Consider the following 23,678-nt stretch of genomic DNA (forward strand, 5'->3'; position numbering starts at 1 on the left):
GTATAACAGATATTTTTTTATTAAAAAATAACGAAAATGCGTTGACAATATATCGCAAATGCGTTATGATTGAATCAGAAAGAAGGTGAGGCTAATGTGTATAGGTCACAAGCTCAAATATTATAGGAAAAATAATTCTTTATCTCAAATTGAATTAAGTAAAAAAACTGGTATAGCACAAACAACAATTAGTGACTTAGAAAAAAATAAATATAATCCTAGGATAGATGTTTTATGTAAACTTACAAAAGCATTAGGTATAGAAATAACAGATTTAATTAATTAAATTATTTTATAGATTAATTATAAGATGAAATGGAGGAAAACTGAATGTCATATCAATACCAAAATATATATCAGTTAAGCAGAGAAAATACTGGTCTTACACAAGAAAAGGCATCTGAACTACTAGATATATCAGTAGAGAGTTTAAGAGCATATGAGAACGATAAAAGAATGCCACCAACTACAGTAGTTTCGAAAATGACAGAAATTTATAATAATCAATTTCTAGGATACCAGCACTTAAAATCTAGTACAGGGAATGAATTAATTGATTTACCAAATGTAAAACTTAAAACAATTTCTAATGCAGCTCTAAAACTATACATAGCGATAAGGAATTACCTAAAGTTAGAAGATGATTTTATAAGAGTAGTTGAAGATGATGTGATAGACAAAGATGAAGAAGAAGTTTGGAATATCGGAATGGAAAGTATAGATGATTTACATGAAGCTGTACTAGGTTTAAAGTTTGCAACTAAAGCAAGTAATATTGAATAACACTAAAAATATAGAGAGGAAGATAGTCATGAATGAGCTTATAAATGTTGAAATAAATGAAAATCAAGAACCAATAGTAAATGCTAGAGAATTACATGAATTTTTAGAGGTGAATTCCAATTATACAACTTGGTTTAAAAGAATGTGTGAATATGGATTTACAATAAACGAAGACTTTATTCCAATTTTGGAAGAAAGTACTAGAGGACGACCAAGTGAAAATCATGCGATTAAGTTAGATATGGCAAAAGAAATAGCTATGATACAGCGTAATGAAAAAGGTAAACAAGCAAGACAATATTTTATTAAGATAGAAAAGGATTGGAATAGTCCCGAAAAAGTTATGGCTAGAGCATTAATTGTAGCAAATAAAACAATAGAGCAAAAAAATAAAGAGTTGCAGGAAAAAAGTAAATTTATCAATCAAATAGCATCATCAAAAAATAGTTTACTTGTAAGAGAGGTAGCAAAAATCATTTCTAAAAGCAAAGGGATAGTTATTGGAGAGAAAAGATTATACGAGAAATTAAGAGAATGGGATTTAGTATTTAAGAATTCTACTGAACCAAAGCAAGTTGCAATAGATAGAGATTATTTAGAAACCATAGAAGGTGTTAAGGAGAACTCAGCTGGCACATTTACTTTTAAAACAACTAGAGTTACAGGAAAAGGTCAAGAGTATATTTTAAAAAGATTATTGAAGGAACAAGAAGAACAGCTATCAATGTTAGGTTAGAACTTTAAAATTTAAATACAGAATATTTTGAAAGTAGGTGTTTTAAATGGCAAAAGCAGTAGCTAAAGAACAATTGTTTTATAGGGCAAAAGATGTAGCTAAATTTTTAGATATATGCGAAGCAACTGCATACAAAATAATTGCAGAATTAAATGAAGAATTAGAAAAAGAAGGCTTTAAGACTTTTTCTGGCAGGGTATCAGTGACTTATTTTAAAGAAAGATATTGTTATAAAACAAAAAGGGGGGCATAAAAAATGGAATGTGTAAATTGTATAGATAGAGAAGTAGTGGAGTTAAACTTGAATAAGGATAATATAAGAAGATGTAATGAGTTGAGTCATTTTGAAGCTGGAAATTGCATTGCAAAGGATGCAAAGATAGCTTTTGAAAGTTTTGATTATAATTTTAATTGCAATGATGAATATACAAAAGAACAATTAGAGTACATACAGTTAAGAAAAGCAGGTTTTAAAGGATTAATAGAAAAAATCTACAACGAAAAGTTAAATAGAAGAGCAAATTTTGTACCTGTTACAGTTGCAGGACCAGCTAGATATAACTATGAAAAAGCTGATAAACAAACTGATATGATAATGAAACGTAATTTTGAGCACTCTGAGGTTATAAAAAGATTTATTGAAAATACAAAGAAGAATTTAGAAAAAATGACACCTATAGAAAAAATTTTAGAAGCATATCGAACTGGAAGTTTTGAATATGGAAAGGCAATAGAAACAAGTGATATATATGCAATAGAAAAATTGGAAGCTAAATTGTTTTATTTTGAAAATTTACAAAAAGACATGAAAGAAGCAAATAAAAAGGCTAGAAAAGATAAAAAAGAACAGCCCTATGAAGCTTTTAAATTAACAAATAACAATAAAAGAATAAGAGATATTAAAAAAAGGCTTGAAGAAGTAAAAGAACATAAAGAGTTAAGAAAATTAGAAGGGTTTAATTTTAATGGTGGAGAGGTATTTGTCAATTATGACATTGATAGATTGCAAGTATTCTTTGATGAAAAACCAAATTTGGAGTTAAGAACTAGACTTAAAAAACATGGATTTGTATGGTCACCAAGAGAAGTGGCATGGCAAAGACAATTAACTAAAAATGCTATGAGAGTAGCTAAAGATATGTTTCCTAAAGTAACTATATAAAAAAAGAATGGGAGTGATTTAGTCGAGTGTAAAGGTACTAATAGTTTATATGCAGTTCTGTAAAGATAAGCAAATAAAAGCAAGTTTTGAGGGTCTTAAAAAATACAATAAGGGGATAGTGATATGAAAATACTTAAAGTAAAATTTCCTACAGAAGTTCTTAAAAGGGGTAAAGCAATAAAAGTGACATGCAAGAAATTTAATTTTGAAAGTGATTGTATAGTAACACAAATAAGTCAGTTTAAATTAACAATAGTTTATTTTAATAAAAAAACAAAGAAAATGTGTGAATCAGTTTTAACAATAAAGGATGCAATAGACAATGAATATTATATTGAAATATTAAATTAAAAGGAGGTAATTATGAATAAATTCGATTTAAAGAAAGTTGGAGTAGGAAATGCAGTAAAAGTAAATTGCAAAAGACTTGGTTTTGAAATTGATTGCATTGTAGTAGTAGCAACAGAAAATGAGCTAAATTTAGCATACTACAACAAAGAAAGAGGATGTATGGAGTATCAAGCATTAACAGTAGAAGATATTAAAGATAATGATTATGAAGTTAAAAATTTAAACTAGGTGGTTAATTATGGAAAGTTTAAACAAAGTAAAACAAATAGTGCAAAAACAATTAGATTTAGCTGAATTAGAGATAAACAAAAATAGCAAGCTTTATGATGAACTTAGAAATAAAGACAGGGATTTAATAGACAATGTACACATGGAAAGTTATCTAAGAGAAATAGTTGCATGGCAAAGAGCAAAATATGCTGTTGAAAATATTTTAGAAGGTATAAATGTAGAGATTAAAACAAAAGAACATGAGGAAAGTGAAGATTACAAGAGACTTCAATTAATTTTAGAAGAAATTGAAAGAGATATACCTATAGAGGTACAGATATAAGAAAAGAGCCATTGCAAGTGGCTCTAATCAAAAAAATATCAAAAATTTAATTAAGCTAATTATAGCATAAATGGAGGGAAATTATGAGTACTTTATATGAATTAACTACAGATTTATTAGAAATAGAAGAAGGTTTAACAGAGATAACAGGAAATGAAGCTGAGAAACTAGAGGAAATAAAAGAAATAATAAAACAAGAGATACAAAATAAAAACACTAGAATAGTCTCAGTAATAATGAATATTGACAGTGATATAAGCTCTATAGATTTAGAGATTAAGAGGTTGCAAGAATTAAAGAGAGTTAAAAAGAATAGTCTTGATAGGTTAAAAAGCAATATAAAAGATTGCATGGAGTTACTTGGTACTAAGAAGGTAGAAACAATTTTAGGAAATATAAGTATAAGAAAATCAGCAGGTAGCTTGGTCATAGAAGATGAAGAAAAAATACCTTCTATATATAAAACAGTAGAGCAAGTTATAAAAGTAGATAAGAATGTTATAAAAGACTTTATTAAAAAAGGTCATGAGGTTGAAGGTTGCAGGATTGAATATGGAACTACATTAACAATTCCAAAAGCTAAAAAAGAGTAGGTGGGAGATATGGAAACTAATAATATTTATATGAAGCTTGTAAATATACAGAGTGCTTTAAAAGCTCCTAAAAATCAATTTAATAGTTTTGGTAAATATAATTATAGGAGTTGTGAGGATATACTAGAAGGTTTAAAACCTATTTTAAAAGAAGAAAAAGCGTTAGTTATATTAGATGATAAAGTTGTTCAAATAGGCACTAGATTCTATGTAGAAGCTACAGCAACTTTAATAGATGCAGAAACAGGAGAAACAGTATCTGTAAAGGCATTAGCTAGAGAAGATGAAACTAAGAAAGGCATGGATTTAGCACAAGTAACTGGAAGCGTATCAAGCTATGCAAGAAAATATGCTTTGAATGGATTATTCTGCATTGATGATACAAAAGATAGTGATGCAACAAATACACATGGGAAAGAACAAAAAAAAAGAGAAGTTAGTGAAGATGAATTAAATACATTATATTTTTTAGGCGAGTCTATAGATAAGGATAAAAATAGAGTCGATAGTGAGGTTTATAAGAAGTTTAGTAAGCTAGCAATAGATTTGACTAAGCAAGAGTATGAAAAGGTTCTAAATGGATATAAGAGCATTTTAGATAAGCAAAATCAAGAGTAGGTGATATATTGGACTTTAATAACGAAACATACTTTCATATAAATTTTGATGACCCTTTTACAAGAGTACCTAACACAATACTTGATAATAAAAATCTTTCTTATTCAGCTATAGGGGTAGTTACTCAGATGCTAAGATTTCAAAGGTCAGGTAGTCATAAAGTTTATGCAAAATCATTAATAAGTTATAGAAAAGATAGCAAGACAAAAGTAAGTAATGCTTTAAATGAGCTTATGCAAGAAGGTTTTGTTATTAGGACACAAATAAGGAATGAAAAAGGTCAAATGAAAGGTTATAGATATGATATTTTTGATACACCTCAAAGTGTAAATTCTGAAATCGTTGAAAATACTGAATCCCAACCGTGTGCCGATTTCCCGACTCCGGTAAAACCGGAAGCTGGTAAAACCGAAGTCGGTGAAACCGGAAGTCGGCAAAACCGAGGTCGGGAAATCGGCAACATAAAAGAAAATAGTATTAAAAAGAAAATAGGTTTAAAAGAAAATGGTATTACTACTATTGTTATTAATGAACAATCTGAATTAGATAAAACTGTCTACATAAAAAAATACTTTGAAAAATATATAGGTGTAATTACTCCAAACAACTTTTTAGAGTTACTAGGCTTTCTAGATGATGGAATGGAGTTAGAAGTAATTATAAGGGCTATTGATGAAGCTGTAGGGAGTGGAGTTAAGAATTATAAGTATGTAAAGACAATATTAAATAACTGGATAGAAGCAGGTGTAAAAACTAGTTTAGAACTTACAGAGTATCAGAATGAGTTTGAGAGGAAGAAAAAGAGTAAACAGGAGAAGAAACAGTCTAATAATAAAGTTGTCAATGCTCCTAGTAAAAGTAAAAAAACTAACTTTCATAATTTTGATGAAACATTTACTAAGTATTCAAGTGATGAACTAGACGACATTATTAAAAAAAGCCAAAAAGTTAAATTCAAATAAAATTAAATTAAACTTCTAGGAAGTAAATATCATACTACTGCTTCCTAGAAAGGAGGATTAAGATGGGGAGAATATATGCACAGAAAAGCGGTTCTTTAAATGAACAAGATAGATTGGAATTATTGAGGTTGCTTGGAAAAGCTGGATATACAGTAAAGATTGGTAGAGAGAAACAAAATAGTAAAACTACTTATACTTACTTTGTTGAGTATATAGAAGAACATGAAGAAAAATAAAAAGGAGGCTGTTTAAATGAATACAATAACTTTAGTTGGGAGATTAGTTGCAGATGCAGAATTGAAGTACCTTCCTAATTCAGGTACTCCAAAAATAACATTTTCAATAGCGGTAGATAGAAGGTTTAAAGATAAGAATGGAAACAAAATAACTGATTTTATTCAATGCGAACAATTAGGAAAACATGTTGAAAATCTTGTGCAATATCTTGTTAAAGCTAAGTCTGTGTATGTTGTTGGAGAGTTAAATATATATAATTACAAAGATGAAAATGGTTGCTGGAAATCTATTACTAAAGTTAATGTAAATGCTTTAGAATTGCTTTCTAGTAAAAGTGATAGTAACCCTAAGCAAGAATATATACCACCAGGATTAGACCCTCAAGGGTTTCAAGCAATAGATGATGATGATATACCTTTTTAGAGTGATTGTGTAAATTATTAGGGAGTTAATATAAGTATTAACTTCCTAGAAGTTAAAAATATTGGAGGAATAGAAATGATAATAATTAGAAGCCAAGATAGATTAGATTTATTGGAAGTTAACAGAGTTGAAGTAGATATAAATGAGGTAATAGCTATATTTAAAGGTAGTTCAGATTTTAGAAAAATAGGTGAATATGAGAATGAAGAAAGAGCTATACAAGTGTTAAATGAGATACAAGAGTTTATAGAAAATGGAGTAAGAACTGATTATATAGATTCTTGCAAAGTTAGACATAATCAAGAGAAAGTATTTGAAATGCCAGTTGAATAAAGGGGGGATGGGACATGGCTAAAGTTTGGATAGATGCAGGAGAATATTTGAGTAAAGTAATAGATTTGGAAGACCTATTTGAGCTTAATCTAAGAAAAATAAGACAAGCAAATGAAAGTAAGAAAATAAAATTGAAAATTAATGAATCGAAATTCAAAAAAATAAGAAAAAAACCAACTAATGATACCAAAAGTAAGCCTATAAAAGTTTTTAATATTGAAACTGGAGAAATTATAATATTCAAAAGTGCAAAGGCTGCAAGTAAATATTTAAAAATTAGTGGAGATTATGCTAGTTGTTTAGCCAGAGAAAATAGAGTAACTAGAGAAGGTTGGAAAGCTGAATATATTAAAGAGGTGTCAGATGGTATTAGCGAATGTAGAGCAGGTAATTAAATTGGCTGAAAAGATATTAAATAAGAAAAAGTGTTCTGTAAATAAAGCTATTGATATAGCTATAAAAATATTAAGTAGATATGAGTTCGAGGGGATGTTAGAAAAATGAATATCTTAGGTGGATTAATGTTATTAGGGATAGGCATTGTAGTAGGCAGGATTTATGAGTATAGATTGAATCTAAAAGAGTGTGAAAATTATGATAATAAAAGGAGTATATAAGAATGAAAAAAGAGGACTTAGATAAAAAAATATGTGATGTAGAAATTGAAGCAGATAATACACAAACATATCGAGAGTTTATTGTTGAAGCAGAGGAAGAAATAGGAACAGGTTCAGCAGACTTAGATAATATGACAGATGAGGAATTGACTGTGTATTTAGATTTTTTAGATGAATTACTGTTGAAATAAAAAGGGGGAATTTAAGAATGACTAATTTTGAAATGATAAAAAGTATGAGTAAAAAAGAGTTGGCTAAGTTTATAGATACACTTGGTGGTGATGATTGTTTTTGTGATTGTTGTAAATATGGTGTTTGTGATTATTCTTGTTCTGACGGATATGAAAATTGGCTTGAAAGCGAGGTAGAAGAATAATGAACAAGCTTTATATATGCAGTCCACAAGGACTAGAAGAAGTTGAAGTTTACAATATAACTGATAAGTTTATTGAACTATACAAAGACAATAGAATGCTTTTTAGAGATACAGAGTTCTTTAAGATAGATAAAACTGAGTTAAGAAAAATATTAAGCAAAGAAAATGTTTTTAGGGCTTATATAATTTCAGATAATAAAGAACAGGCAATAAAAACATGGAATGAGTATGTAAAAAAGGAAATTAAAAATCTAAATAAAAAATTAGAAATGTATGTGGATTTTATTACAACAAAGTGATAGAAATATCTAATTAAAACAGTTTAGAGAGTTGCAAAATGTATCTTAATATAAAAATTATTGTTGAAGTATTTTGTGACTCTCAGAAATGAAAATAGAGAGGGGAATAATTTCAATGGATTTAAATAAAATTATGAATGATGCACTAGTGGAATTAGAAGAAAGTGGATTTGTAGAGGAAACAGTTAAAAATCAATTAGAAGAAACAATAAAAAGAGTTGTGAATGAGGTTTTTGGAAATTGGGGTGATTTTAGTAAAAAGATTGAAAAACATCTAAGTGAAAATATAAATATAAATTTAGATAAATTAGATATACAAAAATATAATGTGCTTGTAGCAACTACAGTAAAAGAAAAGATTGATACTACAATGAAAGAGCAAGGTATTGAACATTTAAAAAGAAACTTGGATAACATGCTTGTAGGTATTGAAAAAGAATACAAAATGAGTGATTTGTTAGAAGAATTGAAAGAAGATAAATATGATATTGATGATTATTCGTATCATCAAGACTGCATAACTTTTATTATTGAATCAAGCTCTTATTCAAAACATGCAAGATGGATAAATTTTGATGAATATCCTAATAAAGACAAATATAATAGTGAATATTCTATACTGTTAAGAAATAATGGAACTATTGCAGTGTTTAGATATCAAAACAGAGAAATATCATCAAAGGATATAATGAACGGATTTGGAAATTTTGGAGATTTGCTATTTAAGATATATGCCCATGGTTCAAAGATAATTTTAGATTGCGGGGACGAGACAGATGATTATGACTTAACAAATGGCGAAGATTATTAAGAAAGGGATGGAGTTGTGATAATATGTGCAATGGTTAAAACTAATAAAAAAGGTTCGTATACTCATGGTGAAATTAAAGTAGATGATGATGTTTTAAAAGATATGTCTGATGAAGATAGAGATGATTATATAGATAGAATCGCATGGGATTATGCTGTTGAAAAGCCTTATAGATTGGAATTGGTATGAGATTGAAGATTAAGTTAAAACAATAATTTTAAGTAGCTTAAAAAAATAATTGGAGGTAGTATTATGATAGATGAATATAAAGAATATAGCGATTGTTGTGGGAATTATAAAGAGTGTGATGAGTACCATAAAATGTTATGCGACTCATTATATGAGGAGGATTAGAAATGGCTAAATATGATTTATTACTAGAATTGAATAATGTTTTGTCTAAGATAGAGAAACATTGTGATAAAATGATTAAAAATAATAACGATAAAGAATCAATAGCATGTACTAATTGTGAATTTGCTCATTATGGTGCTTATGTTGAAAGTGGATGTGTTTATACAGATATTGAAGGGTTTGGTATACAAGATATGATAAAAAGAATAATTAAAAAAAATGAAGAAGAAATCACTTTAGAGAGAAGATTAAAATTTCCATCTATATATAGACATTTCAAAGGTGGATTTTATGCAGTTATGGGAGTTAGTAAAAAGATTGATGGAAATAAACTTGAAGAAATGTTAAAAACAGCATATTTTGATGAAAAGTATATAGAAAACTATAGATTCATTTCTAGACATACAGAAACGAATGATACTGTAGTTATATATAAAGACAATAAAGGGAATTTCTATCATCATGGAAGTGATGATAATAGCACAGATTTAGTAATATACAAAACTTTATATGATGCTACTGGAGTTTATTCAAGACCTATAGAAATATTTTTATCTAAAGTTGATAAAGAAAAATATCCTAATGTCTCACAAGAGTATAGATTTGAGGAATTTAAGTAGGTGAGCATATGACTAATAAAGAAATGTGCAAGTCAAAGAATCTTGATGAAAGAGAAGTGTATAAGAAATTTGGGAAAGAGATTTGTGGTAGTTGCAAAAATACTAAGATAGATTGTAAAAGTGAAGATTGTGATACAACATATGAGAATTGGTTAGAGAAGGTGTATAAACATTGACTGAATTAGGAGAGCTTCTTAGAGAAATAAGAGAAGAAGAAGGAGAATGTATATCTGATATGGCTAAAAGACTAAGTATTAATTGCGAGGATATATATTTAATTAACAGAGACAAAAGAGAACTAGATAAAAACGAAGTTAACAATATTATAAAAAAATATGAGTTAGAAGGAGAACAACTATATTTACTTAAAAACATTACACATAAAGATAAATTGTTTGATATAACATGCAATGAATGTGGAAGTAAAAATGTAGCTATAGGAATGTTTGATGTAGCAAGTGACATTATAGAATTTAGATGTAGAAACTGCAATATGATAGATGTAATAAGTGTAGATTTTTATTGAGAAGATTTAAATAATTTAAATAGTCAAGGTAAGTTTGTGAATGAAACTAGGATGTTATAGACTTACTTTGACTTATAAAGAGGTGATTGTATGATACATGAATTAAAAATACTACCCCAATATTTTAAAGAAGTTGTAAATGGGAACAAAACTTTTGAGGTTAGAAAGAATGATAGAAACTTTAAAAAAGGTGATTTGTTGGTACTACAGGAGTTTGATGGAAAGGAATATACAGGTCTTGAGACACGAAAAGAAATTACTTATGTACTTGATAATAGCGATTATCTTCAAAATGGATATGTTGTTTTAGGAATAAAATAAATGTTTTGTGACTAGGGAGTGAGTTTATGAAACGAATAAGATGCAGTTGGTGTGGCAAGTTGTTTTATCTTAAGGAAAAGTCAAAGGATGTTTATTGTTGTAAGGACTGTAGAAAGAAAGCTAAGAAGGTGAAAAATGAAAGTTAATTTTACAATAGATGGAGAACCAATCGGAAAAGAAAGACCAAGAATGAACTCTATAACTAAAAGGACCTATACACCTAATAAAACTAAAGATTATGAGAATCTTATAAAGTGGCTATATCAATCTAAAGTTAAGTATCATTTTACAGGTTATATAAAAATGACTTTAAGGTGCTATTATTCTATAGCTAAAAGTAATAGTAAAAAGGTTAAAGAGCAGAAAAGAAATAATGCGTTAAGACCTAGTAAGAAACCCGATATTGATAATGTTGTTAAGATTGTAGCTGATGCACTTAATGAGATAGCTTATAAGGATGATACACAGGTAGTTGAAGTAGTAGCTAGTAAGTATTATAGTGATAAGCCAAGAGTTGAAGTTGTATTGGAAGAAATATTATAGGAGGAGTATAAATATGAACGATATTATGATAAATGAAAACTTAAGAGTTGTAGCAGATGATTTGGTTACAGTTTATGAAACTGATACAGGAGAGAAAATAGTTTTTGCTAGAGAACTACATAATAACTTAGAAGTTAAGAGACAGTTTATAGACTGGATTGAAGATAGGATTAAACAATATGGATTTAAGGAAAATGAGGATTATTCAGTTTTTCATAAAAATGTGAAAAACTCAAATGGTGGTAGACCATCTAAGGAATATGTATTAAAGCTTGATGTAGCAAAAGAACTTGCTATGGTACAAAACAATCATAAAGGAAGGGAAATAAGAAGATACTTTATAAGATTAGAGAAGTTACTTAATAGAACCTTATCAAATTCACAACTTAGTCAAATTAATACTATTGTGAATGAATCATTGCTTAAAATGGATGCTAAACATAATATACAAATGGAACAACTTAAAAAAGAGTGTTCAGAATACTATAGACCAACATCCAAAACCAAATATGATATATCTTCTTATATAAAAGAAAGATTAGGTATATCAAAAGTTAATGAAGAATTTGAACTTGTTAAGAAAAGAACTTTATTGATATTAGGTGCTGATAAATGGGAGGATATACCAAAGGATGTGTTACTTAATTCATTAAATTTAATAGATGAGTCAATAAGAATTATAAAATCCGAAAGAAAAACAAATCAAATTAGTTTCTTTGAAAAAGATAATTTCTGTTAATTAAAGAAAAAAGGAGTGCTTTCACACTCCACTTGTCAAAAATATAAAACTTTTATCCGAGATTATTATAACATAAACAGGAGTGTGGAAGTATGGATAATAATACCAATAAAAAAGAATTGTTTAAGATAGTAGAAGGTAGATTACATCATTATAAATTTTTAAATGCAGAGATTAAAAATCTTGAATTAGATATAGAAAGTAGAGAAAATGAAATATTTGGGTGTAAAGCTATTGGTTATGGTGAGAAAGTAAGTCCGACATATGCTTTTAATTCAAGTGTGGAAGATGAAGTTATTAAAAAAGAAAGAGATATTGCTAGATTAAAGAAATTAAAAAAAGATAAAGAAATAGAAAAGAAGAAGATAGAAAATGCACTTACATGTTTAGATATAAGAGAAGAACATTTTTTTAAACTGTTTTATGATAGCAGAATGAAAAATAGCATGGTTTATATATCTTTAGAAATGAACTCAGATAGGAAAACATGTAGATGTGTAAGGGAAAGGTTAGTATATAAAGTTATGGATATGCTTTATCCAAGAATTAAGGAAAATGAGCTACCATTATTTAAAAATTAGAAAATTCCCCAGTTTCTCCCCAAAAGTTCCCACTTTATTCCCTACTTTCTCCCCTTTTTGATTAAAAAAGAATGAGATAATAGTATTGTGGAAATGAAGAATTCCCTCTCAAAACTTAATATTTGACTAGAGTTAAGGGGTTGTTTTTGCTCTAGCCAAAGTGAATAATTTTTATAATTAAGGACATCATATAAAAAGTTGAAAAATTTTCAAATGACGCTTTAAATATAAAAAATAAATATATTTGTCTTTTAATATTGACACTTTTGCATAAAACGCCTACAATAAATATATAAAAATATGTAGGAGGTGTATGCCTGAGTGTCAAATAAAATAAAATTAGAAGTTCCTAATGAAATAGGTTATATCATTGTTCAATGCTTTAATAAGGCAAAAGAAGAAATTAGAGAATATATAGGAAAACAAAACCTTATAACTAAAAATGGAGTACCTTTTCAGTTTTGGGATTTGTTAAATGATGCAATTGATACTGCATTTAATAGTTCTAATTTTAAAGCGTATAAATCTAAACGTGGACGTTGGAGAATGATTTTTATATATGATAAAAATAGCAAGTATCTTTATGTATTAATGAGAGAGCAAAGATATAAAGAACTTCATAATAATGTCAATAAAAGAGAAAAAATGCATTATGTAGATATTTTAACTAAAGTATTTAATGGAGATTTAAAAGCTCCTATTGAACAACTATCATTTTTTTCATTAGAATTTGATAATGAAGATAAAATTGAAATATATTTACAGAAATTAATTGATAGTATAAATAAAGATGGTGCTATCATTGAACACCATGTATTATTATTATTTAATCAAACAGCTGAATATGAACTGACATCTATTCGTGCTGTGATGGTTGACACAAATTTAAATATTGTATCAGAACAAAATCTGAGTTCTTATATATCTATAGAAGAAAGTATTGTTGCAGAAAAAGTTGATAATACTAATCCTGCTGCAAATAATCCTACTCTTGGATTGAAGTTAACTGCAAAAGCAGATGCAAGAAAGAAAACACATCCTTTAAAAAAGGCGAAAAAGGAGGAAGATGCCAAGTAGTCACTTTTTAGTGAATAGATGGAGGAAATAATTATGGAAATTAATTTTAATGGAGAGCGTTTAAAGAAAGCTCGTATATATAGAGGAATGACAGTAGCTGAATTAGCTGATAGAATTGACTGTCAAAGACAGACTGTTTCGATGTATGAGAATAATAAATCGAAACCAAATGATAATAATGTAGTGAAACGAATAGCAAAAGAGTTAGATTTTCCAGTTAAGTTCTTTTTAGAAACAGGAAATAATATTGCAATAGGTTCAACATATTTCAGAGCATTATTGACTACAAATAAAAAATATAGAGCAGAACAAATTCAAAAAATGGAATTTCTAGCAGAAATATATTTCTTCTTACAAGATTATATTGAATTCCCAACATTAAATTTACCAGATTGTTCTGGAAAAACACCAGAAGAAGCTGCTTTACTTTTAAGAGAAGCTTGGGGATTAGGGTTAAAACCTATTGATAATATCATATATGAAGTAGAACAACACGGAATACTTGTAACAAGTTTCTCGACTTCTACAGATGATATAGATGCATTCAGTCAGATGGTAGATATTTCGGGAGAGACAGTTTATCTGATTGGATATTCTAGTAATAAGACTTCTGCCTCTAGAATTCATTTTGATATAGCTCATGAATTAGGGCATATATGCTTGCATGAGTGGAGCGAGGATGTAGAAGCTTTAGAAAAACAAGAATTTAAAGACAGAGAATCAGAAGCTAATAGATTTGCATCTGCATTCTTATTACCAGAAGAGACTTTTAAAATTGATGCTAAGAGAACTCCTTTACGTATTCCAAACTATACAGAATTGAAACGTAAATGGAAAGTTTCTATACAAGCAATGATTCGTCGTTCATATTCTTTAGGAATTATCAGCATGGATGAATATCAGTCTATGATTCGTACTTTACAACGTAGAGGACTAAGAAAATCAGAGCCACTAGATGATGAATTATTAACTTCTCTACCAGCATTGTTAAAAACAGCTGTTTTGATGTTATTAAATGAGAAGGTATTTACCCCAAAAGAGTTTATGGATGAACTTTCATTCTCTTATAACTTTAGTTTAGAACCAGAAGAGGTAGAATATCTATTAAATTTACCTAAAAATACTCTAACTTCTGCTAAAGTTATACCATTTCCTGATTTACAACTTAAAAAAGATGTTTAACTTATATTTTAAATAGAGCGAGGACTTATGACCTCGCTTAAATTATATAGAATAGGGGGAAATATGAAATGGAAATATTAGAAGGAGCAACAAAGATAAGAGATATAGCCAAAAGGATTGCTATAGAAAAAGGAATAACAGAGCAAGAGGCATGGAATGATGCTATTAAAGAGTACAAGGAAAAATATGAATTTAATTAAGACCAGTGTATGGTCTTTTTTTATTACTATGAACAGACTAGGCAGGGCATGAGGATGCCGTTAGTTCAATTCTAACTATGTTCAAAGGTAAATGACTTAACATACCACTAGAAAAGAGAAATTGAGAACAAAGTTTCATATAATTTTGTATCTTAATTCAAATTTAGTTAATCGAGTGGGGCTTAGTAACCTCACTCACCATGCAAGTAATGGTTTGGCTAGGTTCGATTCCTAGAACTTGCTACCACAATCCATTCCCTAAGAAAAGGTTAAGTTAACCCTGCTTAGTCTTTTTATTTTGTAAATAAGGAGAATAAAAACATGAATGATTTAAGAGGAAAGATAATAAAAGAATTAGATGAATTTAATATAGATGCAGATGATGAATTCTTAGATTATGGAGTTGAATATGTTGAGAGTTTTATAGGGAAAAGTGCTATTAGCGAGGATTTATTAATAAGGGGAGTAGTGCTTACAGCAAATTATATAGTAAATATGAAAGCAAAAGATAGTGCAAATAAGGCTTAGATTAATTTCTAGGTCTTTTTTAATACAATTTTTAATCCCTCATATTGAGGGGTCGAAAATAAGGGTGTTCAAATTGAGCACCCTTTATTAATAACTAATTTAGGAGGTAGTAGTATGTTGAAAATTTTACAAGAGAAAAATGTAAGGATGATATGGTCAAAAGATGGTAGTGAAGTTTGGTTTCACGCTGGAGATGTAGGAGAGGAATTAGGAGTAATTCAAATTAACTCTACTCTAAGAAACATAAATAGTAAATATAAAAAGAAGATTACTAATGAATTTTTAAAAGTGCATGATATGCACTATTCAAACTTTAAAGAGTTATATAGAACTGGTGAAATATTTATAAAACCTCATGCAGTGTACAACATAGCTTTTAGGAGTAATAAGCCAGAAGCAAAGTTATTTACAGAATGGGCTACAGAGGTTATAGACCAGATTAGAATACATGGTTACTATATTGCTACAGAAAAAGACCAAGAATGGCTGGATATAAGAACAGAAGGTAAAAAGGTTAGAAAAGATTTTACAGATGAAATACAAGAGTTTGTATATTATGCTACTAGTCAAGGAAGTAATAAACCTCAAATGTATTATAAACATTTTACTGAACTTGTAAGAAAAAAATTAGGTATACCAAAGGGTGTAAAAAGAGATGAGTTAAATCAAGGAGAACTATTTGATATACAAGCATTAGAAAGAGTTATAACAATGAAGCTGGATAAATTAATAAATGAGGATATGAACTATAAAGAAGTATATAAGAAGATAAAAGAATTAATAGAAATGATTTAAATAACTATCTTGATAGATGGTCTTTTTTATTCCCAAAACGACAAAAACGAGGTGGTGGTATGAATGAAAAGGCAGATTTAGCCCACGAAGATTACTTAAAAGGGCTTAAGTACAAGGAAATAGCTGAAAAACATAATGTAAGTTTATCAACTGTAAAATCATGGGCAACTAGATACTGGAAACAAAAAGGTTGCAACCAACCAAAAAAAGTTGCAACCAAAAAGAGAGGTGCTCCTATAGGTAATAAAAATGCTACTGGACCTCCCGGAAATAAGAATGCTGAAAAGTTTGGTTTCTTCTCAAAATACTTACCCGAAGAAACTCAAGACCTAATTAATGAAATAAAGAATAAAGATAAATTCGATATTCTTTGGGAACAGATAACAATTCAGTATGCAGCAATAATAAGAGCACAAAAGATAATGTATGTTAAAGATAAAGAAGAAATGATTAAGGAACTCAAGAAACATGAAAGTACAGAAAATGGAGAGAGGATAGAGTATGAATTTCAATTTGCATGGGATAGGCAAGCATCTTTTCTTAATGCACAGAGTAGGGCTATGAGTGAGTTAAGGAGTTTAATTAAGCAGTATGATGAAATGATTCATAAAGATTGGAATTTGGCTACAGAGGAGCAGAAAAATAGAGTTGAGAAGTTAAAATGTGAGGTTGCTAACCTAAGTAAAGATGATACAGATAAAGAGATAACTGTAAAAGTTATGAAAGCGAGTGGAGAAAATGGAAAGTAAATTTATATCAAATGACCACTTTTATGATTTTATATTCAATTGGGATTACAAATTTTATTTTCTTGTTGGAGGATATGGAAGTTCAAAGAGTTATCATGTAGCAACTAAATTAATTATTAAGCTTCTTGAAGAAAAAAGAAAAGCTTTAGTGGTAAGAGAAGTATATGACACAATGAGAGATAGTTGTTTTTCTCTATTAGAAGAAGTTGCAGAAAGTATGGGTTTAGGAGATATATTATCATTTAAAACAAGCCCTATGAGAGTTATATTTCCAAATGGGAGTAAGATAATTTTTAAAGGCATGGATAATCCAGCTAAATTAAAGTCAATAAATGGTGTATCTATAATATGGTTAGAAGAATGTTCAGAAGTTAAATACACTGGCTTTAAAGAACTCTTAGGACGTTTAAGACATCCTAGTTTATCTAATCACATTATTTGCTCAACTAATCCTATAGGAAAGGATAATTGGACATATAAACATTTTTTTAAAGATGATGAAAATGAAAGAGTAGTACTAGATGATGAAGAATTATATAAAAACAGAATATATTCTATAAATAATACATATTATCATCACTCAGTTGCAGATGATAATTTTTTCTTACCACAAAATTATATAGAACAATTGGATGAAATGAAAGAATATGATCCAGATTTATATAGGGTTGCTCGGCTAGGAAAGTTTGGAGTTAATGGAGTCAAAGTTTTACCGCAGTTTGAAGTTATGGACCATAATGATGTTATTAAAAGCATTGGAAATATACCGAAAAGGTTTTATAGAGCTGGAATGGACTTTGGTTTTGAAACTTCATACAATGCCATAGTTAGAATGGCTATAGATGATAAAAAGAAATATTTATACATTTATTGGCAATATTATAAAAATAAAATGACTGATGATAAAACAGCAGAAGAAATAAGAGAGTTCAAGAATAGCAGGGAATTAATAAGAGCTGATAGTGCTGAACCAAAGACAATTAAATATTATCAACAGCAGGGTTTTAGGATGGTAGGGGCTAAAAAATATCCAGGTTCTAGGCTTCAAAATACTAAGAAAATTAAAAGATTTAAAAAAATAATATGTTCTAGCGAATGTAGGGATGTTATTAAAGAATTAAAAGAATTAACCTATGCAATAGATAAGCAGGGGAATATGATACATGATGAATTTAATATAGATCCTCATACGTTTAGTGCAATATGGTATGGATTAGATGGCTATGAGGTTTCGGATTTGAAACGACAATCAATGACAAGAGGATAAGGGGGGTGATAACATGGATAATAATTTTATGAAAGATATGTTACAAGAACTAAATGGAATATATACAAGCGAACAATTAAAAGAGATAAAAGACATCATACAATATTATAGATGGTATGCAGGCAAAGATTTAAAGGATTGGGAAGATAAGTCAATGGGTGAATATAAACCAACTAGAAAATCTAGTAATTTTATTGGAGAATTGATAGATAAAGAAGCTAGATTCATGTTTGGAGAGTTCCCTAACATAAACATTGTTTGTGTTGATGAAAGAGCAAGAGAGAAGTTACAATCAATAATTGATGATGTGGTAAAGAAGAATTTACTTCAAGATTCATTGATAAAAGGAGCTAAAGATTGTTTTATTGGTAAAAGAGTTGCAATAAAAGTTGGTGCAAATGAGGATAAAAAAGAAAAAGGAATTAAAGTACTCTTTAAAAATAGTTTAGAATTTGTATTTGAAACAGAGCTTGACGATTCTCAAGAGCTTACAAAAGTTATATATTACTATCAGATTAAAGAAAGTAAAGATAGAAAAGAGCAGCGTTATTGGAAACAAAAATATAAGATGATAGAAAGTAAATGTATTTTTGATGAAGGTATTTACAATGGACTGGGTGAGTTAATAGAGGAAATACATAACTCATATAATACAGGACTAAGCTTTATACCAAGCTATATTATATTTAATGATGGGTTAAGTTCAGATACAGAAGGGCAAAGTGATGTTGCTAAATTAATTGATAACCAGATAGACTATAATAGACTTGATAGCGAGGATACAGATGCTTTAATAAAGGGTATGAACCAAGTCAAATACACCATAGATGCAGAAACCCCATATGACGAGTATGGCAAAGTGAAACGATTGCCACTATGTGCTGGTGCATATTGGGATATTCAATCAGCTTCTGAGCAAGAGGGTATGCAAGCACAGGCTGGAACATTAGATGTAAACTTTAATTACTCAGATAGATTAGAAAAGAAGCTTGATAGAAATAAATCTACTATGCATGATTTATTAAGTATACCAATTTTAACCATGGAAGATATAAAAGGGATGGTTACAAGTGGCAAAGGTATGAAGACTTTGTATTGGCAATTGATACTTAGATGTAAGGAAAAATTTAATGCATGGAAACCAGCTTTAGAATACACATTAAAATACATTATAGAAATAGCTAGAGAATATAAAATATATGATGTTCCTAATATTGAGTATGATATAAATGTTGAGATGAATCTACCACTACCCGAAGATGAATTAGAGGAAATGAATGCTGATTTAAGTAAAGTTAATACAAACTGCATGAGTAAGCAACAATTCATAATGAAATGGTTTGATATGGATGAAAAAGAAGCTGATATAGTTATAGAACAAATGGCAAAAGAGAGAGAAGTCCTAGAGGATAGTTTTACAGATATGACAGATGAAAATATTGAAAATGAGGAAGAAATTGGAGGAGGTGAGGAAGTTGGAGATGATAAATAGTGATTAACAAAGATTTCAATAGAGCTATGAAAAAAGTTGAAAGTAAAAGAGCTGCATCAGCTAATAAAACAACAAAAAGAATTAGGCACTTATACAAAGAAATATCTAATAAGTATGCTGAAAAACTTAGTAAAACAAATACTAATACTCTTACAGATTATTTTCTAAGAGACAGCATAAGACACTTACAAAAAGAGTATACAAAGCTTGGTAAGACGTTAAAAAAAGATATAGAAAAAGAAATATCTAATGTAATAAAAGCTACTACTGATGCACAATTAAGCTTCTTTAATAAAGTATGTGATAAGTATTCGATAAATTTAAAACCTCAATTTACAGATATGTTTAGTAAGGTGCATGAAGATGTACTAAGGCAAGTGATAAGTGGGGATATGTATAAAGATAAAATATCATTAAGTAGCCGTATTTGGGGTGATGTAAATAAGACTAAAATTGATTTAGAAGATATACTTGCAGAAGGTGTAGTATCTAAAAGGAGTACTAAAGATATAGCAAAAGACTTAGAAAGGTATGTTAATCCAAGTGTGAAAAAAGATTATAAACAGGCTTTAATACATCCAAAATCAAAAAATAGAATAGAATATAACTCTTATAGATTGGCAAAGACTTATATATCTCATGCTTATCAACAGGCAGCGAAAGAAAGTTGTAAGAAAAATCCTTTTGTTCAGAAGATGGTTTGGAAATCCTCACATAGTACTAGGATGTGTAAACTATGTGCCAGTCGTGATGGAAAGAAATATATGCCAGATGAGCTTCCCTTAGATCACCCAAATGGTCTGTGTACATTTATTTATGATACTGCAAGTATGGAGGAAATAGGGAAAGAGCTTAGAGATTGGGCAGATGGAGAAAGCAATACTAAACTTGATGAATGGTTTGAAGATTACGGACTAGAGTTTGCTGGATTTGGAGAAGGCAAAATAAATGTGTTAACTCAAAATGAAAAAGCTTCTATTTCAAAATATACAGGAGGAGATTCTTATAAAATAAACGAAAAGCTTAGAGGCGGTAAAACCTTGACAGAGGAAGATAGATGGTTTATAAATAACTTAGATAAAGCTTTAGACAAAATGCCTAACCATAAAGGTGATGTAACTAGGTCTTTATATTTTTATAATGAAGAAGCACTAAATGGATTTATGGAGCTATACAAAATGGATGAAATTGTTATAAATAATGATTATACATCTACAACAAAAGGAAAAACATATAATCCAGATGGCCAAGTGCAGATATATATATTTAATTCTAAAAACGGAAAAGATGTAAGTGGATATAATCCCAATGAAAATGAAGTATTATATAAGCGAGATACTAAATTTAAGGTCAAAGAAGTAGAGGAGTTAAATGGTATATATCATATTTTATTAGAGGAAGTGGAATAGATGCTAACTATAGAAGAGTTTATAAAATTGCCAGATGAAGAAAAAGCAGAAGCATTTAAAAAGTTATCTGACCATGATAGGTTTGTGTGGAGAACACAATATGAACCAATAAATTTTAAAGTTATAGGTTCATTTGAAAGAACTGATGAAGAAAGAAAAAGAGACAAAGAAAGATTTAGAGCACACTTAAAGAAAATTGGAGTATTAGAAGAAGATTAACACTCATTTAGTAAAAACTAAAGGGTGTTTTTTTATACAAAATTGAGGTGAATAGATTTGGCTTGTATTGATATTGGAATTAAAATTGATGACTTAGGTTGCTTTGTGGAAGAAATATTGTTACTTGGAGATATATTGTTAGATGAAAGAATATGTATAGAAATTAGACAAGAGTATGAAAGAAAATTAAGTGAAATTGTAGAGAAATACGAGCAAATGGAGGTGTAAAGGTGAATTTAAAAGAGTTACTAGGAGAAGATTTACACAAGCAAGTATCAGAAAAGCTAGGAGATAAAAAACTTACTGTTGATGATGGAAGCTTTATATCAAAAGAAGAACATGAAAAAATAAAAGGTGAAAGAGATATTTATAAAACTCAAGTTGATAGTTTAAATAAAGATTTGAAGGATATTATTGATGGTCCTATTGATGCAGAGAAGATTAAGACAAAGATTACAGACTTGCAAGCTGATATAAAGACAAAAGAAACAGAAATGAAGAATAATAATTTTAATTATGCACTAAGAGAAGCGTTAAAAGATGCTGGCTGCATAGATTCAAAAGCTTTAGAAGTTTATTTAAATAAAGAAGAATTGAAGCTAGAAGAAAATAAAATAATTGGGCTTGATGCACAGATTCCAAATTTGAAAGAAAGTAAAGCTTATTTATTTGGTAGTGCAGAAATAGAGACTAAAGGAACTGGTGGACTAGGTGGATTTAAGAAAAAAACAGAAGATAAGAAAGAAGAATATACAATAGGTAAAACATTAGGAGAAGAAGCTAGTAAAACACAAAATGCTTATGCAGAAAAAAATCCATATTTTGATTAGGAGGTAATAAAATGGCTAGTAAAATGAAAATAACAAATTATTTCAGTGATAAGGAAATTTTAAAATTTAAGGACCATCTAGTAGCAGTTCCAGTACAAATCACTGTAGCAACAGAAGGTGTTGAAACAGTTGAAAATAGAAAAATATTAAAAGCTGGAACTATATATCCAAAAAATGATGCAACAGCAGAAGGTGTTATTCTATGGGATGTAGATGTAACAGATGGTGACCAACAAGCAAGTTTGGTTATACATGGATTTATAGATAAGGCGAAAATACCAGTTCAACCAGATGCAACAGTAGATTTACCATTAATTAAATTTTTATAAAAATAAAAGGAGAGTTTTAAAATATGCCAAAAATATATGATTCATACAATAATAAATCAATAGCTGAGTATTACAAAGAAGCTGTGAGTAATAAGATACCTTATTTAGGAGAAACATTATTTCCGTATAAGAAGAAATTAGGATTAGATTTAAAGTATATAAAGAGTGGCAAAGGAATACCTCAAGTACTAAAATTAAGTGCATTTGATACTAAGGCAACTTTAAGAGATAGAGCTGGGTTTTCAGATGTGGAAAGTGAAATGCCTTATTTTAAAGAATCTATGCTAATAAAAGAAAAAGATAGACAGGAATTATTAAAAGTAATTGAAAATGATAATTCTGAGTATGCAAATATAATTCTAAATAACATTTTCGATGATACTACACATCTAGTTGAAGGAGCACTTCATCAGTTTGAAAGAATGAGAATGCAGCTATTATCAGAAGGTAAAATTAAAATAACTTATAATGGATTAGGATTAGATTATAGTTATGGTGTAAATGGAACAACAGTTTCTAAATCTTGGGCATTGCCTTCTACAGATATAATGGCAGATATAGAAAAAGGTATGGATGATGCGGAGGATAGGAGCGGAGTTAGACCTACAAGAGCAATCTGCACGAAAAAAACTTTCAAATATCTAACTGAAAATACAAAGATAATAGGAGCAATCAGAGCATTAAACACTACTAAATATGTAAACTCAAAGATGGTTAAACAGTATATTCAAGATGAACTAGATTTAACTATAGCTATTTACAATAAAAAGTATATAGATGAAGATGGAGCAACTCAGAACTTTTTTTCTGATGATGTATTTACATTAATTCCAGCCAGTAATTTAGGAAGTTCTTGGTTTGGAACTACACCAGAGGAAACAGATTTGATGAGTTCTAAAGCAGCTAATGTATCAATAATTAATACAGGAGTAGCAATAACAACAAAAGAAACTGATGATCCAGTAAATGTTTCTACAAAAGTATCTTTTATTGGATTACCTAGTTTTGAAAATAGTGAGCAAGTTCAGATATTAAAAGTTGTAACAGTTTAAAGTAGGTGATG

The 23,678-nt window shown here is 29.0% G+C and carries 41 protein-coding genes; all 41 read left to right on the forward strand.

Annotated features, from left to right (window positions below):
- The first annotated feature begins 94 nt into the window (after positions 1-94).
- The 41 genes from IC218_RS04455 (at position 95) to IC218_RS04650 (ending at position 23,667) form a co-directional block, all read left to right on the forward strand.
- A complete protein-coding gene (locus IC218_RS04455; protein WP_134932537.1) occupies positions 95-286 on the forward strand; it encodes a helix-turn-helix domain-containing protein in 192 nt (63 codons plus the stop codon).
- A gap of 44 nt (positions 287-330) precedes the next feature.
- Positions 331-783: a helix-turn-helix domain-containing protein gene (locus IC218_RS04460; RefSeq protein WP_227437357.1), complete on the forward strand. Its 453-nt coding sequence runs from the start codon at positions 331-333 to the stop codon at positions 781-783.
- Between the two features lie 28 nt (positions 784-811).
- A complete protein-coding gene (locus IC218_RS04465) occupies positions 812-1,519 on the forward strand; it encodes an antA/AntB antirepressor family protein (RefSeq protein WP_227437359.1) in 708 nt (235 codons plus the stop codon).
- A gap of 46 nt (positions 1,520-1,565) precedes the next feature.
- Positions 1,566-1,772, forward strand: a complete 207-nt coding sequence (locus IC218_RS04470; RefSeq protein WP_194655110.1) for a hypothetical protein — start codon at positions 1,566-1,568, stop codon at positions 1,770-1,772.
- Positions 1,773-1,775: 3 nt separating this feature from the next.
- Positions 1,776-2,681 carry a hypothetical protein gene (locus tag IC218_RS04475; protein ID WP_227437361.1) on the forward strand — a complete coding sequence of 302 codons (906 nt, stop codon included), beginning with the start codon at positions 1,776-1,778 and terminating at the stop codon, positions 2,679-2,681.
- A 123-nt stretch (positions 2,682-2,804) separates the two neighbouring features.
- The gene (locus IC218_RS04480) at positions 2,805-3,032 is read left to right on the forward strand and encodes a hypothetical protein (RefSeq protein ID WP_227437363.1); all 228 of its coding nucleotides are present in this window, start codon (positions 2,805-2,807) and stop codon (positions 3,030-3,032) included.
- A gap of 12 nt (positions 3,033-3,044) precedes the next feature.
- Positions 3,045-3,260: a hypothetical protein gene (locus IC218_RS04485; RefSeq protein ID WP_227437365.1), complete on the forward strand. Its 216-nt coding sequence runs from the start codon at positions 3,045-3,047 to the stop codon at positions 3,258-3,260.
- Between the two features lie 10 nt (positions 3,261-3,270).
- Complete coding sequence (locus IC218_RS04490) at positions 3,271-3,585, forward strand: hypothetical protein (protein WP_227437367.1); 315 nt, start codon at positions 3,271-3,273, stop codon at positions 3,583-3,585.
- A gap of 83 nt (positions 3,586-3,668) precedes the next feature.
- Entirely contained in the window at positions 3,669-4,178 is a 510-nt protein-coding gene (locus IC218_RS04495) for a siphovirus Gp157 family protein (protein ID WP_227437369.1), read from the forward strand.
- Between the two features lie 9 nt (positions 4,179-4,187).
- Positions 4,188-4,796: an ERF family protein gene (locus IC218_RS04500; protein ID WP_227437371.1), complete on the forward strand. Its 609-nt coding sequence runs from the start codon at positions 4,188-4,190 to the stop codon at positions 4,794-4,796.
- An 8-nt stretch (positions 4,797-4,804) separates the two neighbouring features.
- A complete protein-coding gene (locus IC218_RS04505; RefSeq protein WP_227437374.1) occupies positions 4,805-5,758 on the forward strand; it encodes a DnaD domain protein in 954 nt (317 codons plus the stop codon).
- Positions 5,759-5,820: 62 nt separating this feature from the next.
- The gene (locus tag IC218_RS04510; RefSeq protein WP_167640227.1) at positions 5,821-5,994 is read left to right on the forward strand and encodes a resolvase; all 174 of its coding nucleotides are present in this window, start codon (positions 5,821-5,823) and stop codon (positions 5,992-5,994) included.
- A gap of 16 nt (positions 5,995-6,010) precedes the next feature.
- Entirely contained in the window at positions 6,011-6,418 is a 408-nt protein-coding gene (locus IC218_RS04515; protein ID WP_227437376.1) for a single-stranded DNA-binding protein, read from the forward strand.
- A gap of 75 nt (positions 6,419-6,493) precedes the next feature.
- Positions 6,494-6,751 (forward strand): hypothetical protein, encoded by a 258-nt coding sequence (locus IC218_RS04520; protein ID WP_227823884.1) that lies wholly within the window; start codon positions 6,494-6,496, stop codon positions 6,749-6,751.
- A 14-nt stretch (positions 6,752-6,765) separates the two neighbouring features.
- Positions 6,766-7,146 carry an NUMOD1 domain-containing DNA-binding protein gene (locus IC218_RS04525; RefSeq protein WP_227823885.1) on the forward strand — a complete coding sequence of 127 codons (381 nt, stop codon included), beginning with the start codon at positions 6,766-6,768 and terminating at the stop codon, positions 7,144-7,146.
- 224 nt (positions 7,147-7,370) lie between these two features.
- Positions 7,371-7,559 carry a hypothetical protein gene (locus IC218_RS04530; RefSeq protein WP_227823886.1) on the forward strand — a complete coding sequence of 63 codons (189 nt, stop codon included), beginning with the start codon at positions 7,371-7,373 and terminating at the stop codon, positions 7,557-7,559.
- Between the two features lie 17 nt (positions 7,560-7,576).
- Positions 7,577-7,744, forward strand: coding sequence for a hypothetical protein (locus IC218_RS04535; RefSeq protein ID WP_219674174.1), 168 nt, complete (start codon positions 7,577-7,579; stop codon positions 7,742-7,744).
- The gene (locus IC218_RS04540; RefSeq protein WP_227823887.1) at positions 7,744-8,043 is read left to right on the forward strand and encodes a hypothetical protein; all 300 of its coding nucleotides are present in this window, start codon (positions 7,744-7,746) and stop codon (positions 8,041-8,043) included. The genes IC218_RS04535 and IC218_RS04540 overlap by 1 nt, the downstream gene beginning before the upstream one ends.
- A gap of 115 nt (positions 8,044-8,158) precedes the next feature.
- Complete coding sequence (locus IC218_RS04545) at positions 8,159-8,854, forward strand: hypothetical protein (protein WP_227823888.1); 696 nt, start codon at positions 8,159-8,161, stop codon at positions 8,852-8,854.
- A 15-nt stretch (positions 8,855-8,869) separates the two neighbouring features.
- On the forward strand, positions 8,870-9,043 hold the full coding sequence (locus IC218_RS04550) for a hypothetical protein (protein WP_227823889.1): 174 nt from the start codon (positions 8,870-8,872) through the stop codon (positions 9,041-9,043).
- A 167-nt stretch (positions 9,044-9,210) separates the two neighbouring features.
- Entirely contained in the window at positions 9,211-9,828 is a 618-nt protein-coding gene (locus IC218_RS04555; RefSeq protein ID WP_227823890.1) for a DUF1653 domain-containing protein, read from the forward strand.
- 8 nt (positions 9,829-9,836) lie between these two features.
- On the forward strand, positions 9,837-10,004 hold the full coding sequence (locus IC218_RS04560; protein ID WP_227823891.1) for a hypothetical protein: 168 nt from the start codon (positions 9,837-9,839) through the stop codon (positions 10,002-10,004).
- Entirely contained in the window at positions 10,001-10,354 is a 354-nt protein-coding gene (locus IC218_RS04565) for a hypothetical protein (RefSeq protein ID WP_227823892.1), read from the forward strand. Before IC218_RS04560 ends, IC218_RS04565 begins: the two co-directional genes overlap by 4 nt.
- A 90-nt stretch (positions 10,355-10,444) precedes the next feature.
- The gene (locus IC218_RS04570) at positions 10,445-10,675 is read left to right on the forward strand and encodes an ASCH/PUA domain-containing protein (RefSeq protein ID WP_074438836.1); all 231 of its coding nucleotides are present in this window, start codon (positions 10,445-10,447) and stop codon (positions 10,673-10,675) included.
- A gap of 135 nt (positions 10,676-10,810) precedes the next feature.
- Positions 10,811-11,218, forward strand: a complete 408-nt coding sequence (locus tag IC218_RS04575; RefSeq protein WP_227823893.1) for a RusA family crossover junction endodeoxyribonuclease — start codon at positions 10,811-10,813, stop codon at positions 11,216-11,218.
- A gap of 13 nt (positions 11,219-11,231) precedes the next feature.
- A complete protein-coding gene (locus IC218_RS04580) occupies positions 11,232-11,957 on the forward strand; it encodes an antA/AntB antirepressor family protein (RefSeq protein WP_227823894.1) in 726 nt (241 codons plus the stop codon).
- Between the two features lie 92 nt (positions 11,958-12,049).
- On the forward strand, positions 12,050-12,538 hold the full coding sequence (locus tag IC218_RS04585) for a hypothetical protein (protein WP_227823895.1): 489 nt from the start codon (positions 12,050-12,052) through the stop codon (positions 12,536-12,538).
- A 321-nt stretch (positions 12,539-12,859) separates the two neighbouring features.
- Positions 12,860-13,615 (forward strand): DUF5986 family protein, encoded by a 756-nt coding sequence (locus IC218_RS04590; protein WP_227823896.1) that lies wholly within the window; start codon positions 12,860-12,862, stop codon positions 13,613-13,615.
- A gap of 33 nt (positions 13,616-13,648) precedes the next feature.
- Positions 13,649-14,797: an XRE family transcriptional regulator gene (locus IC218_RS04595; protein WP_227823897.1), complete on the forward strand. Its 1,149-nt coding sequence runs from the start codon at positions 13,649-13,651 to the stop codon at positions 14,795-14,797.
- A gap of 68 nt (positions 14,798-14,865) precedes the next feature.
- Positions 14,866-14,997 (forward strand): hypothetical protein, encoded by a 132-nt coding sequence (locus tag IC218_RS21820; RefSeq protein ID WP_255616318.1) that lies wholly within the window; start codon positions 14,866-14,868, stop codon positions 14,995-14,997.
- Between the two features lie 321 nt (positions 14,998-15,318).
- A complete protein-coding gene (locus tag IC218_RS04600) occupies positions 15,319-15,525 on the forward strand; it encodes a hypothetical protein (protein WP_227823898.1) in 207 nt (68 codons plus the stop codon).
- Positions 15,526-15,639: 114 nt separating this feature from the next.
- Positions 15,640-16,320, forward strand: a complete 681-nt coding sequence (locus tag IC218_RS04605) for a BRO family protein (protein ID WP_227823899.1) — start codon at positions 15,640-15,642, stop codon at positions 16,318-16,320.
- A gap of 59 nt (positions 16,321-16,379) precedes the next feature.
- Positions 16,380-17,069, forward strand: coding sequence for a phage terminase small subunit (gene terS, locus IC218_RS04610; protein ID WP_227823900.1), 690 nt, complete (start codon positions 16,380-16,382; stop codon positions 17,067-17,069).
- On the forward strand, positions 17,059-18,336 hold the full coding sequence (locus IC218_RS04615; RefSeq protein ID WP_227823901.1) for a PBSX family phage terminase large subunit: 1,278 nt from the start codon (positions 17,059-17,061) through the stop codon (positions 18,334-18,336). The genes terS and IC218_RS04615 overlap by 11 nt, the downstream gene beginning before the upstream one ends.
- Before the next feature lie 13 nt (positions 18,337-18,349).
- Positions 18,350-19,828, forward strand: coding sequence for a phage portal protein (locus IC218_RS04620; protein WP_227823902.1), 1,479 nt, complete (start codon positions 18,350-18,352; stop codon positions 19,826-19,828).
- On the forward strand, positions 19,828-21,237 hold the full coding sequence (locus tag IC218_RS22165; protein WP_227823903.1) for an ADP-ribosyltransferase: 1,410 nt from the start codon (positions 19,828-19,830) through the stop codon (positions 21,235-21,237). Before IC218_RS04620 ends, IC218_RS22165 begins: the two co-directional genes overlap by 1 nt.
- Entirely contained in the window at positions 21,238-21,456 is a 219-nt protein-coding gene (locus tag IC218_RS04630) for a hypothetical protein (protein ID WP_227823904.1), read from the forward strand.
- Positions 21,457-21,513: 57 nt separating this feature from the next.
- Positions 21,514-21,684 carry a hypothetical protein gene (locus tag IC218_RS04635; protein WP_227823905.1) on the forward strand — a complete coding sequence of 57 codons (171 nt, stop codon included), beginning with the start codon at positions 21,514-21,516 and terminating at the stop codon, positions 21,682-21,684.
- Positions 21,685-21,686: 2 nt separating this feature from the next.
- Positions 21,687-22,286, forward strand: coding sequence for a phage scaffolding protein (locus IC218_RS04640; protein ID WP_227823906.1), 600 nt, complete (start codon positions 21,687-21,689; stop codon positions 22,284-22,286).
- Positions 22,287-22,297: 11 nt separating this feature from the next.
- Positions 22,298-22,615 (forward strand): hypothetical protein, encoded by a 318-nt coding sequence (locus IC218_RS04645; RefSeq protein ID WP_227823907.1) that lies wholly within the window; start codon positions 22,298-22,300, stop codon positions 22,613-22,615.
- Between the two features lie 23 nt (positions 22,616-22,638).
- Positions 22,639-23,667, forward strand: a complete 1,029-nt coding sequence (locus IC218_RS04650) for a major capsid protein (RefSeq protein ID WP_227823908.1) — start codon at positions 22,639-22,641, stop codon at positions 23,665-23,667.
- The last annotated feature ends 11 nt before the right edge of the window (positions 23,668-23,678 follow it).

This window comes from Clostridioides sp. ES-S-0005-03 (genome assembly GCF_020658455.1).
In the GTDB taxonomy this organism is placed as follows: Bacteria; Bacillota; Clostridia; order Peptostreptococcales; family Peptostreptococcaceae; genus Clostridioides.